The sequence below is a fragment of the Ilyobacter polytropus DSM 2926 genome (genome assembly GCF_000165505.1).
GTDB lineage: Bacteria > Fusobacteriota > Fusobacteriia > Fusobacteriales > Fusobacteriaceae > Ilyobacter > Ilyobacter polytropus.
In genome coordinates this window covers 630,128-654,916 of sequence record NC_014633.1, presented here as the reverse complement: position 1 = coordinate 654,916, position 24,789 = coordinate 630,128, and the positions used below count along the sequence as shown (strand labels likewise).

Annotated in this window: 19 protein-coding genes, 1 pseudogene and 3 riboswitches; of the genes and pseudogenes, 12 read left to right on the top strand and 8 right to left on the bottom strand. The window is 33.4% G+C overall.

The features are described 5' to 3' along the window. Nucleotides 1-12: 12 nt before the first annotated feature. A complete protein-coding gene (gene cls, locus ILYOP_RS12935) occupies nt 13-1,461 on the bottom strand; it encodes a cardiolipin synthase (protein WP_013388950.1) in 1,449 nt (482 codons plus the stop codon). Nucleotides 1,462-1,618: 157 nt separating this feature from the next. On the opposite strand from cls, the gene lon reads away from it, so the two are divergent. The 6 genes from lon to ILYOP_RS12910 all read left to right on the top strand — a co-directional run bounded on the left by lon (nt 1,619) and on the right by ILYOP_RS12910 (nt 9,296). Beyond that, nucleotides 1,619-3,997 carry an endopeptidase La gene (lon, locus tag ILYOP_RS12930; protein WP_013388949.1) on the top strand — a complete coding sequence of 793 codons (2,379 nt, stop codon included), beginning with the start codon at nt 1,619-1,621 and terminating at the stop codon, nt 3,995-3,997. 120 nt (nt 3,998-4,117) lie between these two features. Then, nucleotides 4,118-4,951 carry an SIR2 family NAD-dependent protein deacylase gene (locus tag ILYOP_RS12925; RefSeq protein ID WP_013388948.1) on the top strand — a complete coding sequence of 278 codons (834 nt, stop codon included), beginning with the start codon at nt 4,118-4,120 and terminating at the stop codon, nt 4,949-4,951. 56 nt (nt 4,952-5,007) lie between these two features. Then, nucleotides 5,008-5,850, top strand: coding sequence for a hypothetical protein (locus tag ILYOP_RS12920; protein ID WP_013388947.1), 843 nt, complete (start codon nt 5,008-5,010; stop codon nt 5,848-5,850). Between the two features lie 160 nt (nt 5,851-6,010). After that, on the top strand, nt 6,011-6,178 hold the full coding sequence (locus ILYOP_RS15895; RefSeq protein WP_187288121.1) for a hypothetical protein: 168 nt from the start codon (nt 6,011-6,013) through the stop codon (nt 6,176-6,178). A gap of 60 nt (nt 6,179-6,238) precedes the next feature. After that, on the top strand, nt 6,239-8,353 hold the full coding sequence (locus ILYOP_RS12915; protein ID WP_013388946.1) for a glutamine synthetase III family protein: 2,115 nt from the start codon (nt 6,239-6,241) through the stop codon (nt 8,351-8,353). 124 nt (nt 8,354-8,477) lie between these two features. Next, entirely contained in the window at nt 8,478-9,296 is an 819-nt protein-coding gene (locus ILYOP_RS12910; RefSeq protein ID WP_013388945.1) for a mechanosensitive ion channel family protein, read from the top strand. Nucleotides 9,297-9,417: 121 nt separating this feature from the next. On the opposite strand, the gene ILYOP_RS12905 is transcribed toward ILYOP_RS12910, so the two are convergent. Beyond that, the gene (locus tag ILYOP_RS12905) at nt 9,418-10,311 is read right to left on the bottom strand and encodes a hypothetical protein (RefSeq protein WP_013388944.1); all 894 of its coding nucleotides are present in this window, start codon (nt 10,309-10,311) and stop codon (nt 9,418-9,420) included. A gap of 204 nt (nt 10,312-10,515) precedes the next feature. Here ILYOP_RS12905 and ILYOP_RS12900 point away from each other — a divergent pair, with 204 nt between their 5' ends. The 4 genes from ILYOP_RS12900 to ILYOP_RS12885 all read left to right on the top strand — a co-directional run bounded on the left by ILYOP_RS12900 (nt 10,516) and on the right by ILYOP_RS12885 (nt 13,372). Beyond that, a complete protein-coding gene (locus ILYOP_RS12900) occupies nt 10,516-10,818 on the top strand; it encodes a hypothetical protein (protein ID WP_013388943.1) in 303 nt (100 codons plus the stop codon). 19 nt (nt 10,819-10,837) lie between these two features. Then, complete coding sequence (locus ILYOP_RS12895; protein ID WP_013388942.1) at nt 10,838-11,221, top strand: hypothetical protein; 384 nt, start codon at nt 10,838-10,840, stop codon at nt 11,219-11,221. A gap of 91 nt (nt 11,222-11,312) precedes the next feature. After that, entirely contained in the window at nt 11,313-11,975 is a 663-nt protein-coding gene (locus tag ILYOP_RS12890; RefSeq protein ID WP_013388941.1) for a response regulator transcription factor, read from the top strand. Beyond that, a complete protein-coding gene (locus ILYOP_RS12885; RefSeq protein ID WP_013388940.1) occupies nt 11,975-13,372 on the top strand; it encodes a sensor histidine kinase in 1,398 nt (465 codons plus the stop codon). Before ILYOP_RS12890 ends, ILYOP_RS12885 begins: the two co-directional genes overlap by 1 nt. A gap of 93 nt (nt 13,373-13,465) precedes the next feature. Here the strand turns inward: ILYOP_RS12885 and ILYOP_RS12880 are convergent, their stop codons facing one another. The 5 genes and pseudogenes from ILYOP_RS12880 to ILYOP_RS12860 form a co-directional block, all read right to left on the bottom strand. Further along, a complete protein-coding gene (locus tag ILYOP_RS12880; protein WP_013388939.1) occupies nt 13,466-14,680 on the bottom strand; it encodes a cation:proton antiporter in 1,215 nt (404 codons plus the stop codon). Nucleotides 14,681-14,716: 36 nt separating this feature from the next. After that, nucleotides 14,717-14,793, bottom strand: a riboswitch (Fluoride riboswitch). A gap of 481 nt (nt 14,794-15,274) precedes the next feature. Next, a pseudogene (locus ILYOP_RS12875) lies at nt 15,275-16,303 on the bottom strand (asparaginase); the annotation flags it as partial. Between the two features lie 320 nt (nt 16,304-16,623). After that, nucleotides 16,624-17,715 (bottom strand): DNA polymerase III subunit beta, encoded by a 1,092-nt coding sequence (gene dnaN, locus ILYOP_RS12870; RefSeq protein ID WP_013388937.1) that lies wholly within the window; start codon nt 17,713-17,715, stop codon nt 16,624-16,626. A 301-nt stretch (nt 17,716-18,016) separates the two neighbouring features. Beyond that, complete coding sequence (locus ILYOP_RS12865) at nt 18,017-19,483, bottom strand: uridine kinase family protein (RefSeq protein ID WP_013388936.1); 1,467 nt, start codon at nt 19,481-19,483, stop codon at nt 18,017-18,019. A gap of 23 nt (nt 19,484-19,506) precedes the next feature. Further along, nucleotides 19,507-20,391: a YegS/Rv2252/BmrU family lipid kinase gene (locus ILYOP_RS12860; protein ID WP_013388935.1), complete on the bottom strand. Its 885-nt coding sequence runs from the start codon at nt 20,389-20,391 to the stop codon at nt 19,507-19,509. Between the two features lie 274 nt (nt 20,392-20,665). After that, a riboswitch (glycine riboswitch) is annotated at nt 20,666-20,743 on the top strand. Between the two features lie 2 nt (nt 20,744-20,745). Beyond that, a riboswitch (glycine riboswitch) is annotated at nt 20,746-20,811 on the top strand. A 96-nt stretch (nt 20,812-20,907) separates the two neighbouring features. On the opposite strand from ILYOP_RS12860, the gene ILYOP_RS12855 reads away from it, so the two are divergent. After that, complete coding sequence (locus tag ILYOP_RS12855) at nt 20,908-22,254, top strand: alanine/glycine:cation symporter family protein (protein WP_013388934.1); 1,347 nt, start codon at nt 20,908-20,910, stop codon at nt 22,252-22,254. A 74-nt stretch (nt 22,255-22,328) separates the two neighbouring features. Then, on the top strand, nt 22,329-23,417 hold the full coding sequence (tal, locus tag ILYOP_RS12850; RefSeq protein ID WP_013388933.1) for a transaldolase: 1,089 nt from the start codon (nt 22,329-22,331) through the stop codon (nt 23,415-23,417). 64 nt (nt 23,418-23,481) lie between these two features. Here tal and ILYOP_RS12845 read toward each other — a convergent pair whose 3' ends face one another. Further along, nucleotides 23,482-24,783, bottom strand: a complete 1,302-nt coding sequence (locus tag ILYOP_RS12845; RefSeq protein WP_013388932.1) for an ArsB/NhaD family transporter — start codon at nt 24,781-24,783, stop codon at nt 23,482-23,484. Between the last annotated feature and the right edge of the window lie 6 nt (nt 24,784-24,789).

The following is a 24,789-nucleotide window of genomic DNA, read 5'->3' as shown; positions in this document are numbered from 1 at the left end:
ATTATTACCCCCTTAGAGAATTGGAGAAAACAGTCTGCTGATGGATTCCTTGAATTTTACCAAGAGCTTTCTGTTGTGGTAAATTTCTTTTGTTATAGATGAACTTTCTGCCAGATCCTCTATAAATGTTGCTTTTAATTTTTTCACAGTGTCAAAATCATATATAAAAGCATTTATTTCAAAATTTTGATAAAAACTCCTGTAATCAAAATTAGAACTTCCAACTGTGGCAACCTCATCGTCTACGATGACTACTTTGCTGTGAAGAAACCCCTTTTTATAGGAGTAAAACTTCACTCCCATAGTTATCATCTCTCCAACATAAGAGTGAGTTGCCCAGTACACCATAAGGTGGTCAGGTTTATTTGGAATCATTATTTTTATATTTACCCCAGAAAGTGAAGCTATTTTCAAAGCTTCAAAAATAATATCATCTGGTATAAAATAAGGAGTCTGTATATAAATATATTTTTTTGCCTTTGTTATCATATGAAGAATAGCATCTCTTATCAGGTGAAATTCATAATCTGGGGCACTTCCTACAATCTGTATAGAAGAATTCCCAATCTTTTCTTTTTCAGGAAAATATTTTTTTTCATCATATCTGTTCCTAACTTTTTTCTTGAAACTTAAAAACTTTTGATTTTTTATAAAATCCCAGGATGAAAAAAATTCTTTCTGAAGCTCATTTAAGATTTCACCTTTCATTTTTATATGAGTGTCTCTCCACTTTCCCAGGTGACCCTTCCCTATGTAGTCTTTCCCAATATTAAATCCTCCGATATAGCCTAACTTTGCATCAACTATACATATTTTTCTGTGAGTTCTGTAGTTGGCCCTCAGGTTTATAAAGGGAAAATAAGAGGGGAAAAAAACCAACACATCGATTTTTGAATCTCTGAGTGCTACAATTTTTTTTAGCGGAAGTTTTCTGCACCCTACACCATCTAATATTAGTTTGACTTCTACACCGGATTTTGCCTTTTCCTTCAAAATAGAAAAGAATTCTTTCCCCAAAGCATCATTGTCAAAGATAAAATATTCCATGTGTATATAAGAAGTCGCTTTTTTTAACTCATCTTTCATGTCCTGGAAAAGTTTTTTTCCATCAGTAAAAATTACTGTGCTATTTGAAAAAGTTAACCGGTTTTTCCCTGTAAGCTCTAAATACTGTATCATCTGCTCCCATTTTTCAAGTTTTTTGGCCTCATTATTTTCAGAAGGATTAGTATACCTGAAAAGATTTCTCATATAAAACTTTTTACTTAGTCTTTTTTTTCTAAAACTTAAACCAAACAACAGATAAGATATAAATCCAATATAGGATGTCAGAACAAGAACTGTGATCCAGAACAAACTATAGACAGGTTTTTTTCTTTCAACGAAGATTATAACGACTACAAAAAGTATATTAATAAAGTAAATATACTTTGCGAAGAAAATCAGATGCTCTAAAACCATAACATTTCACCTCAGATTCTTGTCTTTAATATAGTTATACAAAAGTAAAATTTTTTTCCTCGAGTTATTTTTTTTTAATTAGTTAAATAAAATATAAAGGAAATTCTTTATATCTTTGTAACTATATAGTTAAAAAACATACAAGGAGGAGATCACTATGGCTGATAATAATAACATAACAGAACTTGTTAGTGTCAATGAGATAATGCCGGAAAAACTTGTAATTCTTCCCATTGTAACAAGACCTGTTTTCCCCAATATAATGATTCCTATAACATTTTCAGGGGGACAGTTCCTTGAAGCAATAAGAAAAGTGGAAGAAAAAGAAAATAGGTTAATGGGACTTGTATTTACAAAAGAAGTAGATGAAGTCGATCTTTTTAAATCGGAGCTTTATGATGTGGGAACTGTAGTTAAAATTCATAAGATCACACCGATTTCTCCGAATACTGTACAAATAATAGTACAGGGAATAACTAGATTTAAGAAGATAAAAACAGTGGAGAAGACACCGCTTCTCACTTGGAATGTAGAATATAACCAGGAACCAAGCGGAGCTCCAAATGATGAAGTACGTGCTTATATGCTTGCTATCATGACCTCGCTTAAAGAGATATTTAAGGTTAATCCTATAATGCAAGAAGAGCTGAAACTTTTAATGTCTCAGGTTTCCTATGACAAACCTAGTATACTGATGGATCTCATAGCGGCAATGTTAAAGATTGAAAGCAAAGAGCTTCAGGAACTTTTAGAAGAATTTAATCTAGAAGAAAGATGTAGGAAGCTTCTGACACTTCTGAAAAAAGAGCTAGAAATATCTCAGCTTCAGGAAAAAATACAAAAGCAGATCGAAGACAAAGTAAGCAAACAGCAGAAAGACTATTTTCTCAGGGAACAGCTTAAGCTTATAAAAAAAGAGCTTGGAATGGAAAAAGATGATAAACAGACTGAAATAGATAAACTTGTAGAAAGATTATCAGAAATAGAACTTTCAGAAGAAGCTAAAAATGTTGTAGAAGAGCAGTTTGAAAAGCTGAAAATGATAGATCAGAGCTCTCCTGAATATCATGTGACCAGGTCTTATATACAATCCATAATAGAACTTCCTTGGGGAATATATTCTGATGACAGGCTAGACGTAAAAAAAGCCAGAACCATATTAGATAAGGATCATTATGGTCTTCAGGATGTAAAAACAAATATACTAGAATTTATAAGTACCATAATGAAAACAGGGAATGTAACTGGTTCTATTCTTTGCCTTGTCGGTCCTCCAGGAGTTGGTAAAACTTCTATAGGTAAATCTATAGCCAGTACTCTCAACAGAAAATTTTACAGATTTTCTGTTGGAGGTATGAAGGATGAGGCTGAGATAAAGGGACACAGAAGGACTTATATAGGTGCAATGCCAGGAAAGATAATACAGGCTCTCAAAAGAGTAGAAACTTCAAATCCAGTTATAATGCTAGATGAGATTGACAAAATAGGAAACAGCTACCAGGGAGACCCTGCCTCTGCACTTTTAGAGGTGCTAGATCCAGAACAAAACAGAGACTTTTTGGATCATTACTTAGATGTCAGGTATGATCTTTCCAAGATATTATTTATTACAACTGCAAACACCATGGATACTATACCAAAACCACTTCTTGACCGTATGGAGGTCATTCAGCTTCCTGGTTATATAATGGAGGAAAAGCTAGAGATCGCCAAGAGGTTTTTAATCCCAAATCAGATGAAAGAACATGGCCTTACCAAGCGTGAGGTAAACATCAACAAGGGAGCAATAGAAGATGTGGTAGACAAGTATGCCAGAGAAGCAGGCGTAAGAAATCTTGAAAAAAATATAAGAAAGATAATGAGGAAAACCACCCTACGTATAGCTGAAGGTGATGTGAATAAAGTGAATATCAACAAAAAAAACCTAGAAGAATTCCTGGGACAGCCTCTCTTTATAACTGAGGAGCTTTATCAGAGATCTGTACCTGGAGTTACACTAGGACTTGCATGGACATCTATGGGGGGAGCCACACTGTATATAGAGGCTACCGGTATTAGTAATAAAGAAAAAGGGTTTAAACTTACAGGACAGCTAGGAAATGTGATGAAAGAATCTGCGGAAATAGCCCACTCTTATGTCAGGTCTTACCTAAACAAAGAAAAAGCTTGTTCTGAAGAAGAAAGAAGCTTTTTTGATAAAAATACAGTCCACCTTCATGTTCCAGCAGGGGCAACTCCTAAAGACGGTCCATCTGCAGGAGTAACAATGGCCTTAGCCTTATATTCTCTGGCAAAAGGAAAAGCTGTGAGAAAGGAAGTGGCCATGACTGGTGAACTAACCCTTACAGGAAAGGTGCTGCCTATAGGGGGAATAAGGGAAAAAACAATCGCTGCAAGAAGAGTTGGTATTTTTACCCTTATAGTTCCAAAGGATAATAAAAAAGACTATGAACGTCTTCCAGATTATATAAAAGAGGGAGTTACGGTTCATTTTGTAGATTATTTTGAAGATGTTATCAAAGTTGCATTTGACTAGTATTAGCCCCTGTCTGCAAAGGCAGGGGGATTTTATTTTCTTTGCTTTTTAAGGTTGTGAAATGGGTATTAATAGGGTATACTAAGCTAAGAAATGATTAATATTTACAAGGAGTAAATTATGACAAATTTTATAAATAGATTACGAGACGGGGAAAATATTGTATTATGGATAGGAGATATTTTAGGAAAATTGATGGGTTATCCCAGCAAAAGAGAGTTAGCTAAGCTTATATATGAAGATTTGGATAAGTATTCAAAGTTAGAGGTTACTGACACCAACTCTTTAGCTGAGGTGTGTCAAGTTTATTTAGACAGCGTGACAGGAAGCAAATTGAAGCTTCTTAACAAGTTAAAGAACTCTTATTCGAATACAAGGGCAACCTCTGATCTTCTCTATTTGTTTCCAAAATCTCCCTTTATTGATGCAGTTGTAACAACAAATTTTGATACTCTTATTGAAAATTCCTATGGGCCTGATATCTTTAAGGTAGATATACAGAATGAAGGTGAAGTAGAATCTGACTTACCTAGACTTTACAAAATAAATGGGGATTTTGAACACATGGATAAAATGCTTGTTACAAAACAGGATTTCAGAAAGTTAAAATTATTGACACTTTATAGTCCTCTTTTTGAAAATCTGAAACGTGAACTGAAAGGGAAACTTCTTTTATTTATTGGTTATGACTTAGAGGATCCCGATACAAGAGAGATTTTATCTTTTGTATATAATAAATTAGGTGATTCAAAACCAAATGCCTATTTTGTAACATCTTCCTCTATTATAAATACAGAAACAATTAATTGGCTGAATTCCAATGAGATAAAGCTCTTAAAACAAAATGAAATTGAATTTTTAAATGAACTGAAAAAATATTTGATAGAAAAACAGCATATTTTTGAAACTACTGACACCCCTCAAGAGTTGTCAGTAAAAAAAAAGTTCAGGTAACAGCTGATGATGAGAATCCAAGACTTTTTTCACTGGAAAAAGAACCTAGGAAACCTTTGTTAAAAGAGATCATAATAGATGAAGATTTTGGTGGTGTTGTAAAAACTTATTTTGAAATGCAGTCAGAATTCAATCAAAATATAAAATTTCCAATTTCAAGGTCAAATATTCCAGAATTTAACATGAAAGAAAAAATAACGACTATAGGAAAAGTTGATATTATATGTGGGAATTCTAAACTTTTGAATTTTACCCTGAAGTTTTTAAAATCCAATGGAGTCAATTATTTTGAAGTTAAAAATAGAGAATGCAAGATTATATTTGAAGGAAAAGTATCAAAGGATAATAATAAGGTAATATCCACTGATAGATATTTAGCTTATTCCATATCTGAAACTCTTTCTGTAAAAAGATCTATAGAGGTTTGTAAGTTTTTTGTGAATCTTTTTTCAGGTGAAAAACTTGAGTTTAACATAGGTTATCTATCTGCATCTGTAACTTTAGAAAATAAAATTGAAAGATTTAAAATACAAAAGGTTTTAGACACTCTTAATAAATATAATTTTATTTGTAATGAGGAAAAAATAACACCCAATGAAAAATTCACTAAAGTATTAAAAAATTCTTATGAAGTGGATCTTATTTATCAATTGATGCTTGAAAAACCAATAGAAAGTAAAATTAATATAAACATCAAAAATGGTGAATTTATAGAGGGTGACACTATTAATATTGTTAGAAACTTCAAGACTCATTTAAAAAATTTGAAATTTAATTTAACAGAGGAAATTTATGTGGAAAGTCCTATTACGGAAAGTGAACTCATAGATGGCGAAGTATCCATTTTTGGGAAAAACTCAAAAATTATTTTTAAAAAAAATCTTGATTTTTCAAGTTAGCTGTGATATTATTCTCATTAAGAAAGATCAGATATTGACTGTATAAATAGTAAAATATAAAAAATATTTATGTGGTATATACATTCGATTGATGTTTTACTGGTTTTCGAACTTGATTAAAAAAGTGTTCAGAATTAATAATTTTAGGAGGATGGTTCTTGTGGCAGTTTCTAAATTTTGCTTTTTAAATGAGTATAGTTCACGTTTTGAGCTTATCCAATGCTTGTCAATGGATAAAATCTCATTTTGCAAAAAAGAAGCAGCTGTTTACGGGATAACTTTCTACAGAAAAAGTGGTTTATTTAACACGTGCAGAAACATGGGATAGGATTCTTTTGAATTCCTGCCCATTTTTTATATAATTTTCAATTTAGAGGGGGAAATATTTATGAAAAATAATGATTTTAAAGTGAGACCTTTGACTGAAGTTTATGGAACTAACTGTTTTAATGAGGCTACTTTAAAGCAAAGAGTACCTAAAAGTATTTTTAAAGAGTTTAAAAAAGTACAAAATGGAGAAAAAGATCTTACGTTAAATGTTGCAGAAGTTATTGCAAACGCTATGAAGGATTGGGCACTTGAGAAAGGAGCGACTCACTTTACTCACTGGTTCCAACCACTTACAGGAATTACAGCTGAAAAGCATGATTCTTTTGTTAATCCAGGCCCAGACGGAAACGTAATGTTAGAATTCTCTGGAAAAGAGCTAATAAAAGGAGAACCTGATGCATCATCATTCCCAAGTGGAGGACTAAGAGCTACTTTTGAAGCTAGAGGTTATACTGCATGGGATACTACATCACCTGCATTCTTGAGAGAGGATCAGACTGGTATAACTCTTTACATACCTACAGCTTTTGTTTCATACAAGGGACATGCTTTAGATAAAAAAGTTCCTCTTTTAAGATCTATGGCAGCTGTTGAAAAACAATCTTTAAGAGTTTTAAAAGCTTTAGGAGATACAAAAACTAAAAAAACATATACTACTTTAGGAGTAGAGCAAGAGTACTTCTTAGTAGAGAAAGATTTCTATGAAAAAAGATTAGACCTTATGCATACTGGTAGAACATTATTAGGTGCCGCTTCTGCAAAAGAGCAGGAACTTACAGGTCACTACTTTGGTACTATAAAAGAAAGAGTAGCTACATTCATGCAGGATCTAGACCTTGAGCTATGGAAAATCGGAGTTTCGTCTAAGACAAAGCATAATGAAGTTGCACCAAATCAATTTGAGGTTGCATCAGTATTCTCTACAGCAAACGTAGCAACTGATAGTAATCAACTTACTATGGATATTATCCAAAAGGTAGCAGTTAGACATGGACTAGTAGCTCTTTTACATGAAAAACCTTTTGCAGGAGTAAATGGTTCTGGAAAGCATAATAACTGGTCTCTTGCAACTGAAAGTGCGAACTTACTTGAGCCAGGAGATAGCCCTAAAGATAACGCTCAGTTCCTTGTATTCCTAAGTTCTGTAATAGAGGCTGTGGATAGATATGCTCCACTTCTAAGACTATCTGCTGCAAGTGCGAATAATGACCACAGATTAGGAGGACATGAAGCACCTCCAGCAATTATATCTGTTTTCTTGGGAGATCAACTTTCAGATGTACTTGCTAATGTAGCAGGAGTTGCAACTGAAAGTGCAGCTGTATCTTCAAAACTTGAGATTGGAGTAGACTCTCTTCCAAAATTACCAAAAGACCTTACAGACAGAAACAGAACTTCTCCGTTTGCCTTTACAGGAAATAAATTTGAATTTAGAATGGTTGGATCTTCAGCATCTACTTCAGGTCCAAATGTAATCCTAAATACAATTGTTGCAGAGGTACTTTCAGAATATGCAGATATTCTTGAAAAAGCAGAAGATAAAAATGAAGCTATAAAGCAAATCATTACTAATGCATACACTGAGCATGGAAAAGTTGTATTCAACGGAAATGGTTATGGAGAAGAGTGGATAGTAGAAGCTGAAAAGAGAGGTCTTCCAAACTTAAAGGCTACAAGTGACGTATTAAAATATAACTTAGCTCCAGAAACAATAGAAGTATTTGAAAAGCACATGGTTCTAACTGCAGAAGAATTAGAGTCAAGACATAACATTTATAGTGAAATTTATGTAAATCAAGTAGAACTTGAAGCAAAAGTAATAACAAAAATGTCTGAGACTGAAGTTGCTCCTGCTGCTAACAAGTACATGAAAGAAATAGCAGATACAATCAACAGTAGTAAAGAATTTTTACCTGAAAGCTTATTAAAAAGTCAAAAAGACCTTGTTGTTTCAATAGCTGAAAACGTTGATACACTTTTGAATGAGACAAAAGCTTTAGAGACAATAATTGCTAATAAACCAGAAGACTTAGATGCTGAAGTTCAGTACGCAAGAAAAGAGATATTACCAGCGATGGATAAAATCAGAACTGCAGCTGATAATTTAGAAACTTTATGTTCTAAAGAAATTTGGCCTATGCCAACTTATGAAGAGTTACTTTATAAGTTATAATCAAAATCAATGGAAAACCTTCTTCAGATTTTATCTGATGGAGGTTTTTTTACTTTAAGAAAATAAAAGGAATTTTATTAGAAAAATGTATATATCTATAACATAAAAATTTAGGGGGGTATATATGGAGAACATGAAGCTTTTTATCACAAGTAACTTTGCTGATCTTTTCATGAAGTTACTAGGGGCGATAGTTATTTTCATAATCGGTAAATTTGTCATTAATAACATTATGGCATTGGTTCATAAGGCAATGTATAAGAGAAAGACAGACCCTATGGTACATTCCTTTGCAGTATCATGCTTACGATCTCTGAGCTATGTTATTTTGGTAATAATAACAGCATCTGTAGTGGGAATCCAGATGACATCACTTGTTGCAATTCTAGGTGCGGCAACTTTTGCAGTAGGTCTAGCCTTACAGGGAAGTTTGTCAAATTTTGCAGGAGGAGTTCTTATCCTTATTTTTAAGCCTTTTGAGATAGGTCACTATATAGAGGCGGCAGGTCATTCAGGAACTGTTGAAGGGATTCAGATATTTTATACAGTTTTGAATACTCCAGACAACAAAAAAATCATAATTCCTAATGGAGAATTGTCTAATAACTCATTGATCAACTATTCCAAAAATGATAAAAGAAGAGTAGATATTGATTTTGGAATTTCCTATGGAGATGATTTTAAGAAAGCTATTTCATTTTTAAACGAGATAGCCCATTCACATGAAAAAGTATTGAAAGATGACCCTATCACTATAAGGGTAAAAGAATTAGGAGATTCTTCTGTAAATATAACTTACAGAGTGTGGTGTAGGACTGCAGACTACTGGACAGTATATTTTGATTCAATTGAAAAAGCCAAAGAAATTTTTGACAGAGAAAAAATAGAGATACCGTTTCCTCAAATGGATGTTAATTTTAATCCTAAAAATATGGAAAAGTAAAAGAGCTGCGATAGCAGCTCTTTTGCTTTATTCAAATTAAATTCTAATATAGAATCACTAAGTTATTTTTCTGGTAGATTAAATATATACTAAATGATTTTTAGCTATTAAAATAAAATTATTAGTATTTATATATTTCTCTAGAGACAACAGCCTGATCTGTAGAGTAAAATCTTTTTTCAGTTAATCTCTCTTTAGAATCATAAATAAGTTTATAGTATCCCCTATACTTCCCTGAGGAGTACTCAGAAATTCTGTCGACTCTTCCTAAACTGTCCTTTTTATAAACCAGTCTTGTATTTATTTTCCCACTAATAAACCTTTCTTCTTTAAGAGTTCCAGAATTATCATAAATGAAATTCTTAGTACTTAATATTTTCCCGTCACCGGAAAGTACTGTTACTTTTGAAAGAGTTCCCCCGGTATAGGAAAAAACCTCCTCTTCTAAAAAAGCTCCCTTTGCATCAAAGATTTTTTTTTCGATGACTCTATAGTTGTTGTTGTAGTTATAACTCTTTTTTGTATATAATTTTCCCTGAGGGTCAATATACTTCTCTGACGAAAGCCTCATAAGGGAATCATATTCGTACAAAATCGTGTTGTCGAGATATCCGTACAAATATACCTTTGAACTTTTTATGAGTTTGTTTTTCCCAAAGGAGTTTGATACCCTCTGTATTTGAGTGTTATTTTTAAGAATTTTTTCATAAGATGACGGAATAGGGCTGGTTGAAAAAAGAATCTCGTTATCATTGAATTCTTCTTCACGCCTCTTTATCAGATCAATTCTCTTGATGACCTTTTGCTCCTTTGAATAAAAAAGTATTTCATTGTTTTTTATTTCATAGGTTTTTGAAGGTTCTTCTTCTTCAATTTCTGTTTTAATTTCTTCTTTTATCTCTTCTTTTATTTCGGTTTCTACCTCTGGTAATTTTTCAGGAGTTTTCGATGGTATATCCAAAGTTTCGCACCCAATAAAAATAAGTAGAGAAAAAAAGATTAAAAATTTTTTCATGATCATCCTCCCTAAAATATGCTTTTTAAATAAGAACTTAAATTTTCGTTATATATCTTAATTTTACTAGTTTTAGTCGATTTTTAAAAGAAATAATTAAAAAAAATGTATAAAACCCTAAAACTTTTAAGAAAACCTCAATGGAACATCACATTTATAGAATAATATATCTTTATAAAATGAAATACAGGAGGATGTTACATTATGAGAAAAAATCTTTTACCGCTGAGTGCCTGTCTGTTGTTTATTGCAACTGCTGCATTTGCGGGGATGAATCTGAATTTGAGCAAAGAGATACCTGTCTGCACAGAAGAAGTAATAACGATGTATGAAGGATCTTCACAGCCTAATATAAAGGCCATAGTTAAGGAACTTAGAGTTGTAGAAGCTGATCTAATAAAAGAAAATGAAAAATCTGATAAAGATTGGGATTCTATAAAGGTTCTAACTCAAAGAGCCGGAGAGCTAAAGGGGAAACTAGAATATATCGTTTTGAGTAAAAACTAATACAACAGGAGGAGGTACGATGAAAAAATTTATGGCAGTATTTTTAATTATTATTTCTTTATCAGCATGTAATAATGACGGCAGTCTGAATTCAGATAAAAAAGAAATGAGTGACATCCAAAATAATTCTGTAGAAGCAGAGGAAATTCAGGAAGAAAATATTGAGTTTGTAGCAGAAGAAAATAGATCACACGAAGTGACTTGCTATATAAATTCGGCGAAGTCAATGGATGATCCACAGCTAGAAGAATTATATGGCAAACTTTTAAAACTTCAGACCAGTGCCGACGAGATGTCAAAGTATCCTAAATCTTCTGAAGTGCTTAAGGATATTACCAAAGAGATCGGAATGATAAAAGGACTTATTCAGTACCGAAGTCTTGAGATAAATACAACGCTTTAATAAAAATTTTTAAAAGGGGCTTTTCAAAGCCCTTTTTGTGTTTTTTTTGATTTCATTATATAATTGACTCAAGGCATAAGGAGGTATATTAATGGAAAGAATTTTACTTTTAGAAGATGAGGATAAAATGAGAAAGGTGGTAAAGAACTTTCTTGTAAAAGCCGGTTATGAGGTTATAGAGGCCTGCGACGGAGAAGAAGCTTTAGAATTATTTTACGAGAATACTTTTGATCTGGCAATTTTAGATGTTATGGTTCCCAAAATTGACGGATGGACTATATGCAGGAAAATAAGAAAAGAGTCTAAAATTCCAATTATAATGTTGACTGCAAGAAGTACTGAGGATGACGAGCTGTTTGGATTTGATCTAGGGGCGGATGAATATATAACTAAGCCCTTCAGCCTTAAAATACTCTTAGCAAGAGTCAAGGTGCTGTTAAAAAGAAAAGATACTAAAACAGAAGAGAATAGCTTAAAAGTTGGTAAATTAGAAATTGACTCTAGTAGCCATCGGGTAATTTTTTTTGATGAAATTTTGGATTTGACTCCAAAGGAGTATGATATGCTCCTTATGATGGTTGAAAACAAAGATATTGCTATTTCCAGAGAGAGATTTTTAAACCAGATATGGGGTTTTGATTATTATGGAGACCTTCGAACTGTGGACACCCATGTAAAACAGCTGCGTAAAAAACTTAAAGGGAAACATATTAAGACTGTTCGTGGAGTTGGGTATAGGTTTGAGGAGGAATAATGAAAGGTAAAATAAGCAGGGATATATTTTTTTATATGATGATAATATCCATACTGCCCATATTTCTGATATATCTTTTGAATGCGACGCTTCTAGATAGCTACTCTTTAAACAAAAAAAAGGAAGAACTTCATAAAATATCAACACTTCTCACAGAAGGAGACGGCAACATAAACATTCCTAGGCTAAAGAGGGAGAGCAATATAGAGGTTTATTTTCTCAATATGGAGGACAGGTATCAGTACCGTATAGATGACGATGTGAGGGGAATTTTAGACGATTTAGACTGGGCTGATGTGGAGATCGGTGCCAATATAGAGAAAGTATATCAGAAAGAACAGGGAATAAACCTTCTGGTCAATATAACAAAAATAACAAATCAGATGTTTTTAGTTATAACAACCCCGGTATCTTCTGTAGAGAATTCTGTAAAAATAAGCAGGGAATTTTATTACTATAGTTTTTTTCTTGTTGCTTTCTTATCCCTGGCTGTTTCATATATATTTTCTAATAAGGTTTCTAAACCAATTATTCGTCTAGAAAAAAATGCCAAGAATATATCGAGACTCAATTTTGATGAAAAAGTGGATATAAAAACTGGAAATGAACTTGAAAGTCTAGGGGAAAGTATAAATACTATGTCTGAAAAGCTTGAAAGTGCCATTGGAAATCTTAAAAATGCCAATACTCAGCTAGAGATTGACCTAGAAAACGAAAGAAAACTGGAAATAATGAGGCGTAGCTTTATATCTAGTGTAAATCATGAACTCAAGACACCCCTTGCCATCATGAGGGTATATGCAGAAGGACTCCTCGAAGGAGTAGCTTGCGGTGAAGAGATTGAGGAATACTGTTCGACTATTGTAGAAGAAGTTGAAAACATGGAAAAAATAGTAAAAGAACTTCTGTATTTTTCAGAAATAGAAGCGGGATACAAAAAAGCCCAAATGGAATCTTTCAGAATAGACTCACTTGTAGAAAATGTACTGGAAAACTACTCCTATGACTTTAAGGAGAAAAAAGTTAAATTGAATTTTTTATTGAAAAATGAAGAAGTTTATGGAGATATAAAACTCGTTGAAAGAGTTTTGGAAAACTTTTTTAGTAATGCTGTTACCTATGTTCCTGAAAATGGGGAAATCAAAATAACGGGAACTGCAAAAGATGGCTTTCTTAAAATAAGGATTTATAATAGTGGAGATAAAATTCCAGAAGATAAAATCAATGACATATGGAAACCTTTCTTCAAACTTGATAAAGCCAGAACTAGAAAGTATGGCGGAACAGGATTAGGGCTCTCTATAGTAAAGAAAATATTGGATATTCATAACTCTGACTATGGAGTTCATAACCTCGCAGACGGTGTTGAGTTTTTCTTTACTCTGAAGAAATCATAAAATATCTTTTGAATAAGTTACTAAAAATGGAGACTAGCAGATAAACAAAGTAGTCCGGTGAATATTCACCGGACTACTTTTGCTTGAAACAGTTTATTTTAGGTATTCCTGTGATACTTTTAATTGGCTTTCTGGCTCTAATAGAGGTATAGCTGTGAGCTTTATGCCTATAGCCCCTATAGGAGCCGTTATAAGGACGCTCAGAATGGATACAGCCTGTATCAGTTCGCCTCCGACCACTCCCATTTGAAGTGGTACACCCGCCTTGGCAGACTGCACAGTTGCCTTTGGGAGGTAAGCAATAACACAAAATAATCTTTCTTTATATGTTAAGTCTGTTCCGATAAGCGAGATCCATGTTCCTATTGACCTAATTACCAGGGCACTCATAATGGCCAGTGTTCCAGGAATAAGTAAATTTCCTATAAGAGTAGGATTAATTGCAGTACCCACAAGGGTAAACAGATATATCTGTCCAACCTGCCATACCTTTCCTAGAGTCTGTTTTAAACTAGTTCCAAGCTCTTCTTCACAGTAGTTACTTATAACAAATCCCATGACCATAACCCCAATAAGGGAGTTGATTTTAAGAATTTTTAATTCTTCTAAGACTCTCATCCCAACACCGGTTGCCAATACTAAAAAACAGTGAGTTATAGGATTTTTTGTAATTTTACATAAAAATTTTAATAAAAGTGCCGCGGCGATACCAGAAAAAACTCCTAAAACTATAGAGACCGGCACCAACAATAAGTTGGATGCTATTCCTGAAGAAGATCCAAGATAAAGACTCATAAATGTAGTAAAAAGAGCTATTGCGATACTGTCATCTGCTGATCCTCCAGCTAACATCATCTGAGGTATGGCCTTTCTCTGACCTATTCCTCTGCTTATAAGGTCAACCATAGAGGGAATCAGTACAGCAGGACTCACTGCAGATATTATAAATCCTAAAATTCCACCCTGTATAAAAGTAAATCCGAAAAGTTTCATTGCTGCAAAGGCAACTGCAAAGCCTTCAAGTCCTGCTGGAATAAAGCTTAATAAAAGAGCAGGACGACCCATTTTTTTCAATTGTTCTGTACTTATTCCCAGTCCTCCTGTAATAAGAACAGTAACCAAGGCTATACTTTTTAATTCCTTACTCATATGCAGGGTAAGGCTGTCTATCTGGTTTAGGTATGCAGGACCGACGATACATCCGAAGATAATCATACCCATTAGTTTTGGAAGTTTCATCTTTTCTGCAATTTTACCGGCATAATGTCCCCCTATAAGGAGAATAGCCAGAGAAAGTAGTGTTTTCATTTTTCACCCCTTTTAACAAAAAAAGCTCCTACAGTTTTTTCTGTAGAAGCCATCATCTCCGTAATTAGAAGCATTTGGAATTTTTCCGGGAGAGCTTCATCCCCCTTTTATTTTTCTATTTTAAATATTATACATCATTATTTACATGCTGTCAATAAAGGTGATATTAATTTTAAAGTTAGAATATATTTTAAGGTTTGCACTACTCATTAGCTAACACTCGGAATATATTGAGAATACCGCGTCACCCCATACAATTGACTCATCGGACTCTAGTGTGATCTTTATCACTCGGCTTTCTTCTGCTATTTTTTTGACACATTTATTAAAATTTAAAAGAATATCTTCATTTATATTATCCTTGTTTTTTTTGAGGGTTTTAATACTCTGAAATTTTTCAATATTCTCAATAAAATTGTCTCCCTCTATAGAAATTCTAATATTTATTTTGTCTATTTTATTTTTCAGGGAAAGGTTTTTTATCCTTAAGGCGGCTTCGATCATATCTCCACCTGCTATCTCCTTTGGAATTTCAAAAGAAAATTTACAAATTTTAGCAGGACTATTTTGAGTGAACTTAAAATTATAATGATTGAGCGTCTGTTCTCCACATATATCAATTGACATGAGTTTTTTTACTTCTTCTGAATCCTCAGTCTTACCCAAGAGATACATGAGTTTTGTCAGTGCTGCTTCAGGTGTTAAGTCTAGCCCACTTACTACTCCTGCATCTACAAGCTTAATGCTGGCCTCATACATTCCCATTTTTACAGTACCAGTAGTGCACTGTGTAATGTTTATAACTACGATACCTCTAGAGGTAAGAGAATTAATAACATCTATAAAATCAACGTTGGTAGGAGCATTCCCGTTTCCATAGGTTTTTAAGATAACACCTTTTAGATCCCCTATACTCTCAAATATATTTTTTAAGTATGAAGGTTTTAATCCGGGGAATATTTCAATTATTATTACTCTGTCGTCCAAAGCAGTTTCTATATGAAAAGTACCTTTGGATTTTTTTAAAAGCTTGTTTTTCTTGATTCCAAGTTCTGCCCCAGCCTCAGCCAGTGATGGATAGTTTGGAGAAGAAAACCCAAAATAGTTTCTGGCATCATTTTTTCTGCTTCTGTTACCTCTTAGAAGAGTATCTCTGAAAAATATACAGACTTCAGGGACAAGTCTTATACCATAAAACTCATTTCCAGCTATTTGAATGGCGGTAACCAGGTTTTGCAGAGCATCACTCCTAGGCTTTTCTAGGGGCACCTGTGCTCCAGTAATAATTACCGGTTTATCAAGATTTTTAAGCATGAATGATAAGGCAGATGCCGTGTACGACATGGTGTCAGTACCGTGAAGAAGAACAAATCCCCTATAGTTATTATAATTGGTTTCGATCACTTGAGCCATTTTTGTCCAGCTTTCTGGGTTAATATCAGAGGAGTCCACAAGTGGATGAAATTGATAATAGTCAGTTGCAAAGCCTTTAAGAACAGGGTGTTCCTTGGCAATCTCATTCCAATTTTCGGCCGGTCTTAAGGGACTCATGGTGTTTCCCTTTTCGCTGTGAACCATGCCTATCGTTCCGCCAGTGTTAATAATAAGAACTTTATCTAACATTTATCCCTCCTTTTGATTGTAATTAATTTAAAGTATTTTACAAAGAAGAAACATACTATTTCAGGTTGTATATTTACTTTAAGGTTCTTCAACTATAAAAATAACTTTTTAATTTAAATTGATATATTAAAATATCTGAAAGTTTAAAAAATTTGATTTTCCTATCTGTGAAAATGATAAAAAAATGAATACAACACCTGAAAATTCATGTTTTTTCTGAAAAATTAAAAATTCAGATATTATCTACCGGTCTTATCTAATAAATAAACTCATTTTTTAATTTTTAAAGGTGCCAAGAAAAAAGTGGGCAAAATACCCACTTAATCTCTCAATGCTAAAGGCATAAGTATATATTTATAGTTTTTATTTCCAGCCTCTTCCATTATGAACATAGAACTGGAGTTCGTAGCCTTGATAAGGATATTTTTTTGGATATTAGATATAAAGTCATATACAAATTTTACATTTAAAGAGGCTTTGAAATCTTCTCCTTCTTTTATCGTATCTATCTTTTGGACTGTCTTTGCACTCCCTGAAGAAACAGTTGAAATAAGTCGATTTCCTTTAAATTCAAAGATAGCCCCGTTTTTTGTCTCGATATTTCTCTTAGCCACAGTAAGGACTTTTTTCATACTTCCCTTAAAGTCTGCTGTGTTAAGTTCTATATTTTTTGTATAGGACATATTTTTAAATATTGTTTTATAGTCGGGGAATGGAAGTTCGATAAGTCTTGTAGACATAAAAGAATTTCCTTTTTTTATTGTTAAAATACCGTTTTTAACCCCAAAAGAAGCTTTTTCTTCTGAATCTTTCAATAGCTTACATATTATATTTACACTTTCAAGGGGAATTGATACTTCCATTTTACTTTTGCAAGGGGTCTCAAGAAAATATTTTGTTAGTCTGTATGAATCTGTAGAGATCATATTTAACTCATTGTCATCACAGGCCATTCTTATGCAGTTTATGGCCAGATTATCTGCAGTTGGAAAAGCTGAAAATTTAACCTTTTCAAAAGCTGATATTATCTCCTGACTTTCAACTTCAAAAATATTTTCAGACTCAGGTTGCTTTATCTCTGGATATTCTTCCCAGTCCATTATTGAAAATTCTGCTCTGTGAATCAAAAGTTTACCCTCGCTCACTGTTATATCAAGATTTTCTACCTCTAAAAGTTTGATATACTCCAGAATAAGAGGAATTTTAAATACTGTTACACCTTCATTTTCTATCTGTGCAGGGATAGAAGATATAAAACTGAATTCAAGATTTGAACCAGTGAATACAGCCATTCCATTTTTTGCTTCTAATTTTGTACCGGATATTACGGGTTTTATTGAATTTTCTTTTATTACTACAGAAAGATTTGAAAGGAGTTTAATAAGTTCCTCTCTGTTTACTCTGATTTTCATTAAATTCCTCCAAAAAACAGTTTTTAAAAATTATACTACATAATTAAATCAGACACAAGAGATTTCAAAGGAACATAATTCATTTAGTTCCTGATATATAATATGTAAAAGTTAAGCTGTAATTTTTTGATTATTTATCTTTAACCGCTTTCAAGATAGATATAATAGCGATTTATCTGTAACAAGTGGTATTTATATTTTTTATTCTGTGTAGCAGTTTTTTATTTGATTTGACAATATATGCAATTAAAGAAGAGGGATGATTATTCATCTCTCTTCTTTATGTTTATATAAATTTATTTTAGTATTTATAAAAATAACTTCCGCCTATAAATTCTTTGAGAATAGAGTCATCAGGAACAAAGTCGTGATTTATCTCTCTGAAATAATTTAAAAACTTAATAAGTCTCTGAGACTCCTCGTAAAATATACTTCCCGGTTTCACTTTCTTTAATTCCCCGTGAGCATATTTTTTAAGTACCCCCAATTCATAAATTAGGTTTGAATCAAATATTGCATCAGCCTCTTCTTGGAAGGGGAATATATTTTTTTCTTCTCCACGTCTCACAGATTCCCACATATTTAATGTTCCCTCTGCACCGGTACCTCTTGAAAGGCTATCTCTTACAATCCTTCGAAGTTTTCTGACTTCACTTGTTGGAATTCTATTATGGTCATCGACATTTAGGGTGGTCAGGCAGCTAATATAAATTTTATATTTATTTTGTTTTGGTATATCCCGGGTGAGTTCTTCATTTAGACCGTGTATTCCCTCTATAAGAATAATCCCATTTTTTGCTAATTTTACTCTCTTACCTGTGTATTCCCTCTCTCCACTGAAGAAGTTATATTTTGGTATTTCTACCTCTTTTCCGTTCATAAGGTCTTTCAAGTTTTTATTTAATAGTTTTGTATCCAGAGCTTTTATTGATTCAAAATCTTTTTTTCCATTTTCGTCTAAGGGAAGCAGCGCTCTCCCGATATAGTAGTTATCTAGAGAGATAACAAGTGGCTTTAGGCCATTTACCCTCAGATGTATTGCAAGCCTTTGGGTGAAAGTGGTTTTACCAGAAGACGAAGGCCCGGCTACTGTAACTAATTTAACATTTTCTTTTTTGGCGATTTCGTCAGCAATAAATGAAAGTTTTTTATGATGCAGGGCTTCATTTACCATTATGAGTTCGGCTATCTCATTGTTTAGTATTTTTTCATTTAAGGCTCCCACATCTGAAACTTCCATTATCTGACCCCATTCTTCTGATTCATGAAATATTTTTGCAAGTTTTTTATGGTCAGTTTCCACAGGTATTCTATAGGGGTCATTTTGGAAAGGATATTTTAAAATAAATCCTCCGTTATAAGGTGACAAATCGAACAAGTTGAGATAACCGGTACTACTTAACATACCATTGTGATAATAGTCATAAAAACCTTCCATTTCATAGACTCTTAGGTCAACCCAATCGCTGTACTCAATAAGCCTTCTCATGTCTGGTCTGTTATAAATACAGTCATGTTTTTCAATGTCACAGACAGGCATAATAACAGGCCTTATGGGAATATCTTCCCTTATAAGTTCATTCATTCTGTTTTTTATAGCTAAAATATCCTCAGAACGTATTTTAGGATCCTTTAGGATTTCACCGTAGATTCCTTTATTTAGAGAGTGGTGTATCTTAACTTCTGCCTCTGGAAACAGGTCGTAAGTAGCCTTGATCAAAATGAATTTCAAAGTTGTATAGTAGTTTCTTTCATTGTAGTTTTCCATGGTGTTCTCCCTTCAAGTATTATTTAGTTTGCATACCCCAATATTTTTAAGCCGTTTTTTATGCATTGTATGTCAAGAGGAAAATCAGGACCTTTTTCTCCGTCTAAATCTGTGGAGATAGATTCATTGCACTTTAGAGATAATCGGTTAGTTTTGAAGTGTATTACTCCCTTAGGATTTTCAAGATGCTCTTTTTTTAAAAACTTAAAAAAGGATAAAAGGGTTTCGGTCATTATTTCTGCCTTTACTATGACAATATCCAAAAGTCCGTCATCTAGCTGAGACTTATAGGCAATATCAATATTTCCAGCACTTTTTCCGTTGAAAGCAAATATAATAAGCGAGTGGCCTGTATATTTTAGTTCTTTAGATTCAACTGTTATCTGAAGTCTCTTGAAATTTGGGATCTCTATAATACCACTGAAATAATATGCCAATTTTCCCATTGTGTTCTTAAGATTGACATTTGTCTTTTGGGAAACATCTGTGAATAAGCCTGTACTGGCAACATTTACAAAATAAGTATCGTTTACTTTTCCAAGGTCGATTAGTTTAACATTAGAACTGAGGATCTGTTGGCAGGCTTCAGATATATCTTTTGGCATTCCCAGACAGGTTGCAAAATCATTGGCAGTGCCAGTTGGAAGTATGGCAACAGGTAAGTCAATACCTGTTTTTTTCATTATATTAATTATTTGATTTACTGTCCCATCCCCACCTGCTATGATTATGTGGTTGTATTCACCTCCAATATCCTTGAATGCATCTTCTATATTAGCTTCATAGCTTATTCTGAAAGCATCAATGGTATATCCCTTTTTCTGATAAACTTTAAAAATAGTATCTAAATGCTTCACTATATAATTTTCACCAGAATATGGGTTGTATATTAACCTTGCCCTTTTCATATTTCCTCCTGAATAAAAAATTAGATAAAAAGTATAACACAGTAACCTATTAAAAGATTACTCTTATTCTTTTATTTTCCTTTATTAGACAGATCCAAAAGAACTTTTGTCATAAAATTATTTTAATAAAATTAAATAATTAAGAGATTATTAATAATATATATAGTAGTCTAAGGGGGTATAAAAAAATATAATGATATGTATTAAAAAAAAACCTTTGACATTTTTTAATAAATTGATTATTATATTTTTAATAAAAATTTAATTAAGTCGGATGAAGGTATGGGGAGAGAGCTGTTTTTACAGCCACCGAAGAAGTAAATCTTTCAGGTAAATGGACCTATACTGGACGAGCCTCTGGAGAGAATTGGTTAATTCTAGTCACCGAAGGAGTAATACTCTCAGGTAAAAGGACAGAGGAAAACAGGCATGGCGTGTTTTCTAGAGGTTGCATTTTTTTGTAGTCTCTTTTTTTATTACGCCCCTTCTGCCATCTGACAGATAAGGGAGGAAAAAATGAAAGAAATTTTAGGACAACTAGACAGCATTATATGGGGATTTCCTACACTTTTTGTACTTGTGGGAACTGGAATTTATCTTACTGTAAATTTAAAAGGTATTCAGATTTCAAAACTTGTAACAGCTTTTAAATTTCTATTTGAAAAAGACGGTAATTCTGATTCTAAAGAGGGAGATGTATCTGGATTTGCAGCCCTTTGTACAGCTCTGGCAGCTACAATCGGTACAGGTAATATCGTAGGTGTAGCAACTGCAATAAAGTTAGGAGGTCCAGGTGCTATATTCTGGATGTGGATTGCTGCTTTCTTTGGTATGAGTACAAAATTTGCAGAAGGATTTCTTGCAATCAAATACCGTGAAAAAAAAGACGGAGAATATTCAGGCGGACCGATGTATTATATCGAAAAAGGTGCTAAAAACAAATTTTTAGGAAAAGTATTTGCTTTTTCTGGAATAATGGTTGCCCTTTTAGGAATAGGGACTTTCCCACAGGTAAACGCAGTGGTAGAAGGTGTGAAAGGTGCCATAGGAATACCGACTATGACTACCGGTATTGTCCTTACAATAGCAGTAGCCCTTGTTACTTTCGGTGGAATCAAGAGAATTTCTCAGGTTGCTTCATTCCTTGTTCCATTCATGGCTGTATTTTATATAGTAGGTGGAGTTGTAATAATGGCTTCAAATCCTTCTGCTACAATGTCGGCTATATCTCTTATAATAAAATCTGCATTTAATGGAAGTGCAGCAGTAGGAGGTTTTGCAGGAGCTGGAATTATGATGGCTATGAGAGCCGGTGTTGCTAGAGGAGTATTCTCAAATGAAGCCGGACTTGGTTCAGCACCAATTGCAGCGGCTAGTGCAAAAACTGACTCACCTGTTAAACAGGGTCTAATATCAATGATAGGACCATTTTTAGATACTTTGATAGTTTGTAGCATTACTGGAATAATAGTTGTTTCATCAGGTTTGTGGTCTCAAGACGGTTTATCAGGATCATTACTTACTTCAAAGGCTTTTGAATTCTACCTTGGTTCTTATGGTTCTCTTATCGTGAACATTGGAATAATATTCTTTGCCTTTACTACAATAATAGGTTGGAACTTCTATGGAGAAAAGTGTACTCAGTATCTTTTCCAAAAGGAAGCTATCAAGTGGTTTAAAGTTATATTCCTTGTGATGATAGCATCAGGACCTTTCTTAAAGCTAGATACAATCTGGCTTATTGCCGATATAGTAAATGGTGTTATGGTAATACCAAATCTTGTTGGACTTTTAGTACTTAGAAAAGTTATTGTCGGAGAAACACTGGCTTTTTTCAAAGAACCAGTTCTTAAAAAGGTTTAGAGTGTAAAAAAAATTGCTTTTTTTAAAATTTTAACCCATAATATATTACAAGCATATAATTCAGGGGGGTTGAAATGAACAAAGAAATCATAAGAGAACTAGATAATCTAGGTCAAAGTTTATGGCTTGATTTTATTAGTCGAGATATCATACAAAGCGGAGAACTAAAAAAACTTATCAATGCTGGGCTTATGGGTGTTACATCAAATCCTAGTATATTTCATAATGCCATAGCAAAAAGTAACGACTATGACAATGAAATAAAAGAACTAGCTTCTAATGGAAGATCAGTTGAAGAGATATACGACGAGTTAACTGTGAGAGATATACAGGAGGCGGCAGATATTCTGAAACCTGTGTATGAAAAAACTGCAGAAAGAGACGGGTATATAAGTCTAGAGCTTAACCCATTGTTGGCAGAAGACACAGAAAAAACCCTTTCAGAAGGAATAAGACTTCATGAAAAGGTAAACAGAGAAAATGTGATGTTTAAAGTTCCTGCAACTGATGAAGGGATAGTGGCTATAGAGGAGCTTATTTCTAGGGGTATCTGTGTAAATATAACACTTATATTTTCTCCAGAGCAGTACCGAAAGACGGCTGAAGCTTATATTAGAGGTCTAAAAAGGCTAGCTGATAATAACGAAGATTTAACCAAGGTTCACTCAGTTGCAAGTGTATTTGTAAGCAGAATAGAGAGTATGGTTGATGACCTTTTGGAAGAAAGAGGAAGAGAAGATCTTGCGGGACAAGCTGCTGTTGCAAACTCTATGATAATTTATTCTATTTATAGAGGGATTGAAAATTCTCCAGAGTTCCAAGAGCTATCTAGAAAAGGAGCTAACTTACAAAGAGTATTGTGGGCTTCTACTGGGACAAAGAATTCAGCTTACAGCGATATAAAATATGTTACTGAACTTATTGCTCCAGACACAGTAAATACTTTACCTTATAATACTCTTGAGAAATTGATAGATCACGGAACTGCTAAAATAGCCCTTGATGCAGATGATTCTAAGGCAAATGAAATTTTCAGAGATTTAGAGGATGCAGGGGTGTCAATGAATGAAGTCTTTAATGTCCTACTTAAAAAAGGACTGTCTGCTTTTGAGGATGCCTATAGAGAGCTTTTAGCTAGTATAGAGGCCAAGGCTAAACAATAAACTATACCAATATAAAAGACCTGGATATATCCAGGTCTTTTATATTGCAGAATAAAAATTTTTTCTATCTAAAAAACCTAAACCAAAGATATAAAGTGCTGAGTAATAGAGACTCTATCATTATAAGAGATCCATATTTGGTGAACTTCATAAATGAAAGGTTTTTTCCACTTTTTGATGCTATTCCAGCAGCTACAACATTGGCAGAAGCTCCGATTAGTGTACCATTACCACCGAGACAAGCTCCTAAAGCCAGAGCCCACCAGAGAGAATATCTAATTACTTGAAGAGATATCTCAGGATGTGAAGTTGCAATGTTTGGTATCAGTCCTGTCTTAATCATAGGAATAAGAGTGGCTGTATAGGGTATATTATCTACAACGGATGATATTATTGCCGACATCCATAGAATTAGGATAGATGTTTTGGGAAGGTCACCTCCTGTGAAAGTTAATGCCCTGTTAGCTAAAATATCGATAGCACCTATTTCTACGATACCTTCTACCATAATGAAAAGACCTATAAAAAAGAATAAAGTTTTCCATTCTATAGTCTTAAAAATCTCTTCCACGTCTTTTTTAGTAACTATCATAAGGACAACTGCACCCCCAAAGGCTATAAATGCAGGCTCAATATGAGTTATGGAGTGGGTCAGGAACCCTATAAAAACAAATAAAAGAACTGATAAAGATGTTATCATAAGATTTTTGTCCCTGAGAGCTCTGCTTGCATCAATATCCATAATTTTGGCTTTCAAAACATTAGATACCTTCATTTTATTCCCAAAAATAAATTTAAAATTAATAATTGTGACTACGAGTATAATTAATGCTATAGGTGATAAATTAATTGCAAATTCATTGAAAGTTAATTTAGAAGCACTTCCAATGAGAATATTCGGAGGATCTCCAATGAGTGTGGCAGTTCCACCAATATTAGAAGCGATAACTTCTGCTATAAGAAATGGAATAGAGTCAATTTTCAACTCCTCAGTTATCAGTATGGTTACAGGGCCTAGTAGTAAAATCGTAGTAACGTTGTCTAAAAGGGCTGAAAATAAAGCTGTTATTACCATGAGTAAAAGCATCAATGGAAAGGGCTCCCCTCTTACACTCTTTGCAATGTTAATGGCAACCCATTGAAATAAACCCGATTCAGATGTTATATGGACAATTATCATCATACCGATCAAAAGAAAAATAACATTTAGATCAATGGAATGAAAGGCCTTTTCTGAAGGTAAAATCTTCAAAATAACCATAAGCACACCACCTAACAGTGCAGAAAGGGTATGGGGTATTTTTTCAGTTATTATGAGGTAATAAGTAAAAAGAAAAATACAAATTCCCAGTGTAAAAGTGTTCATCTTAAC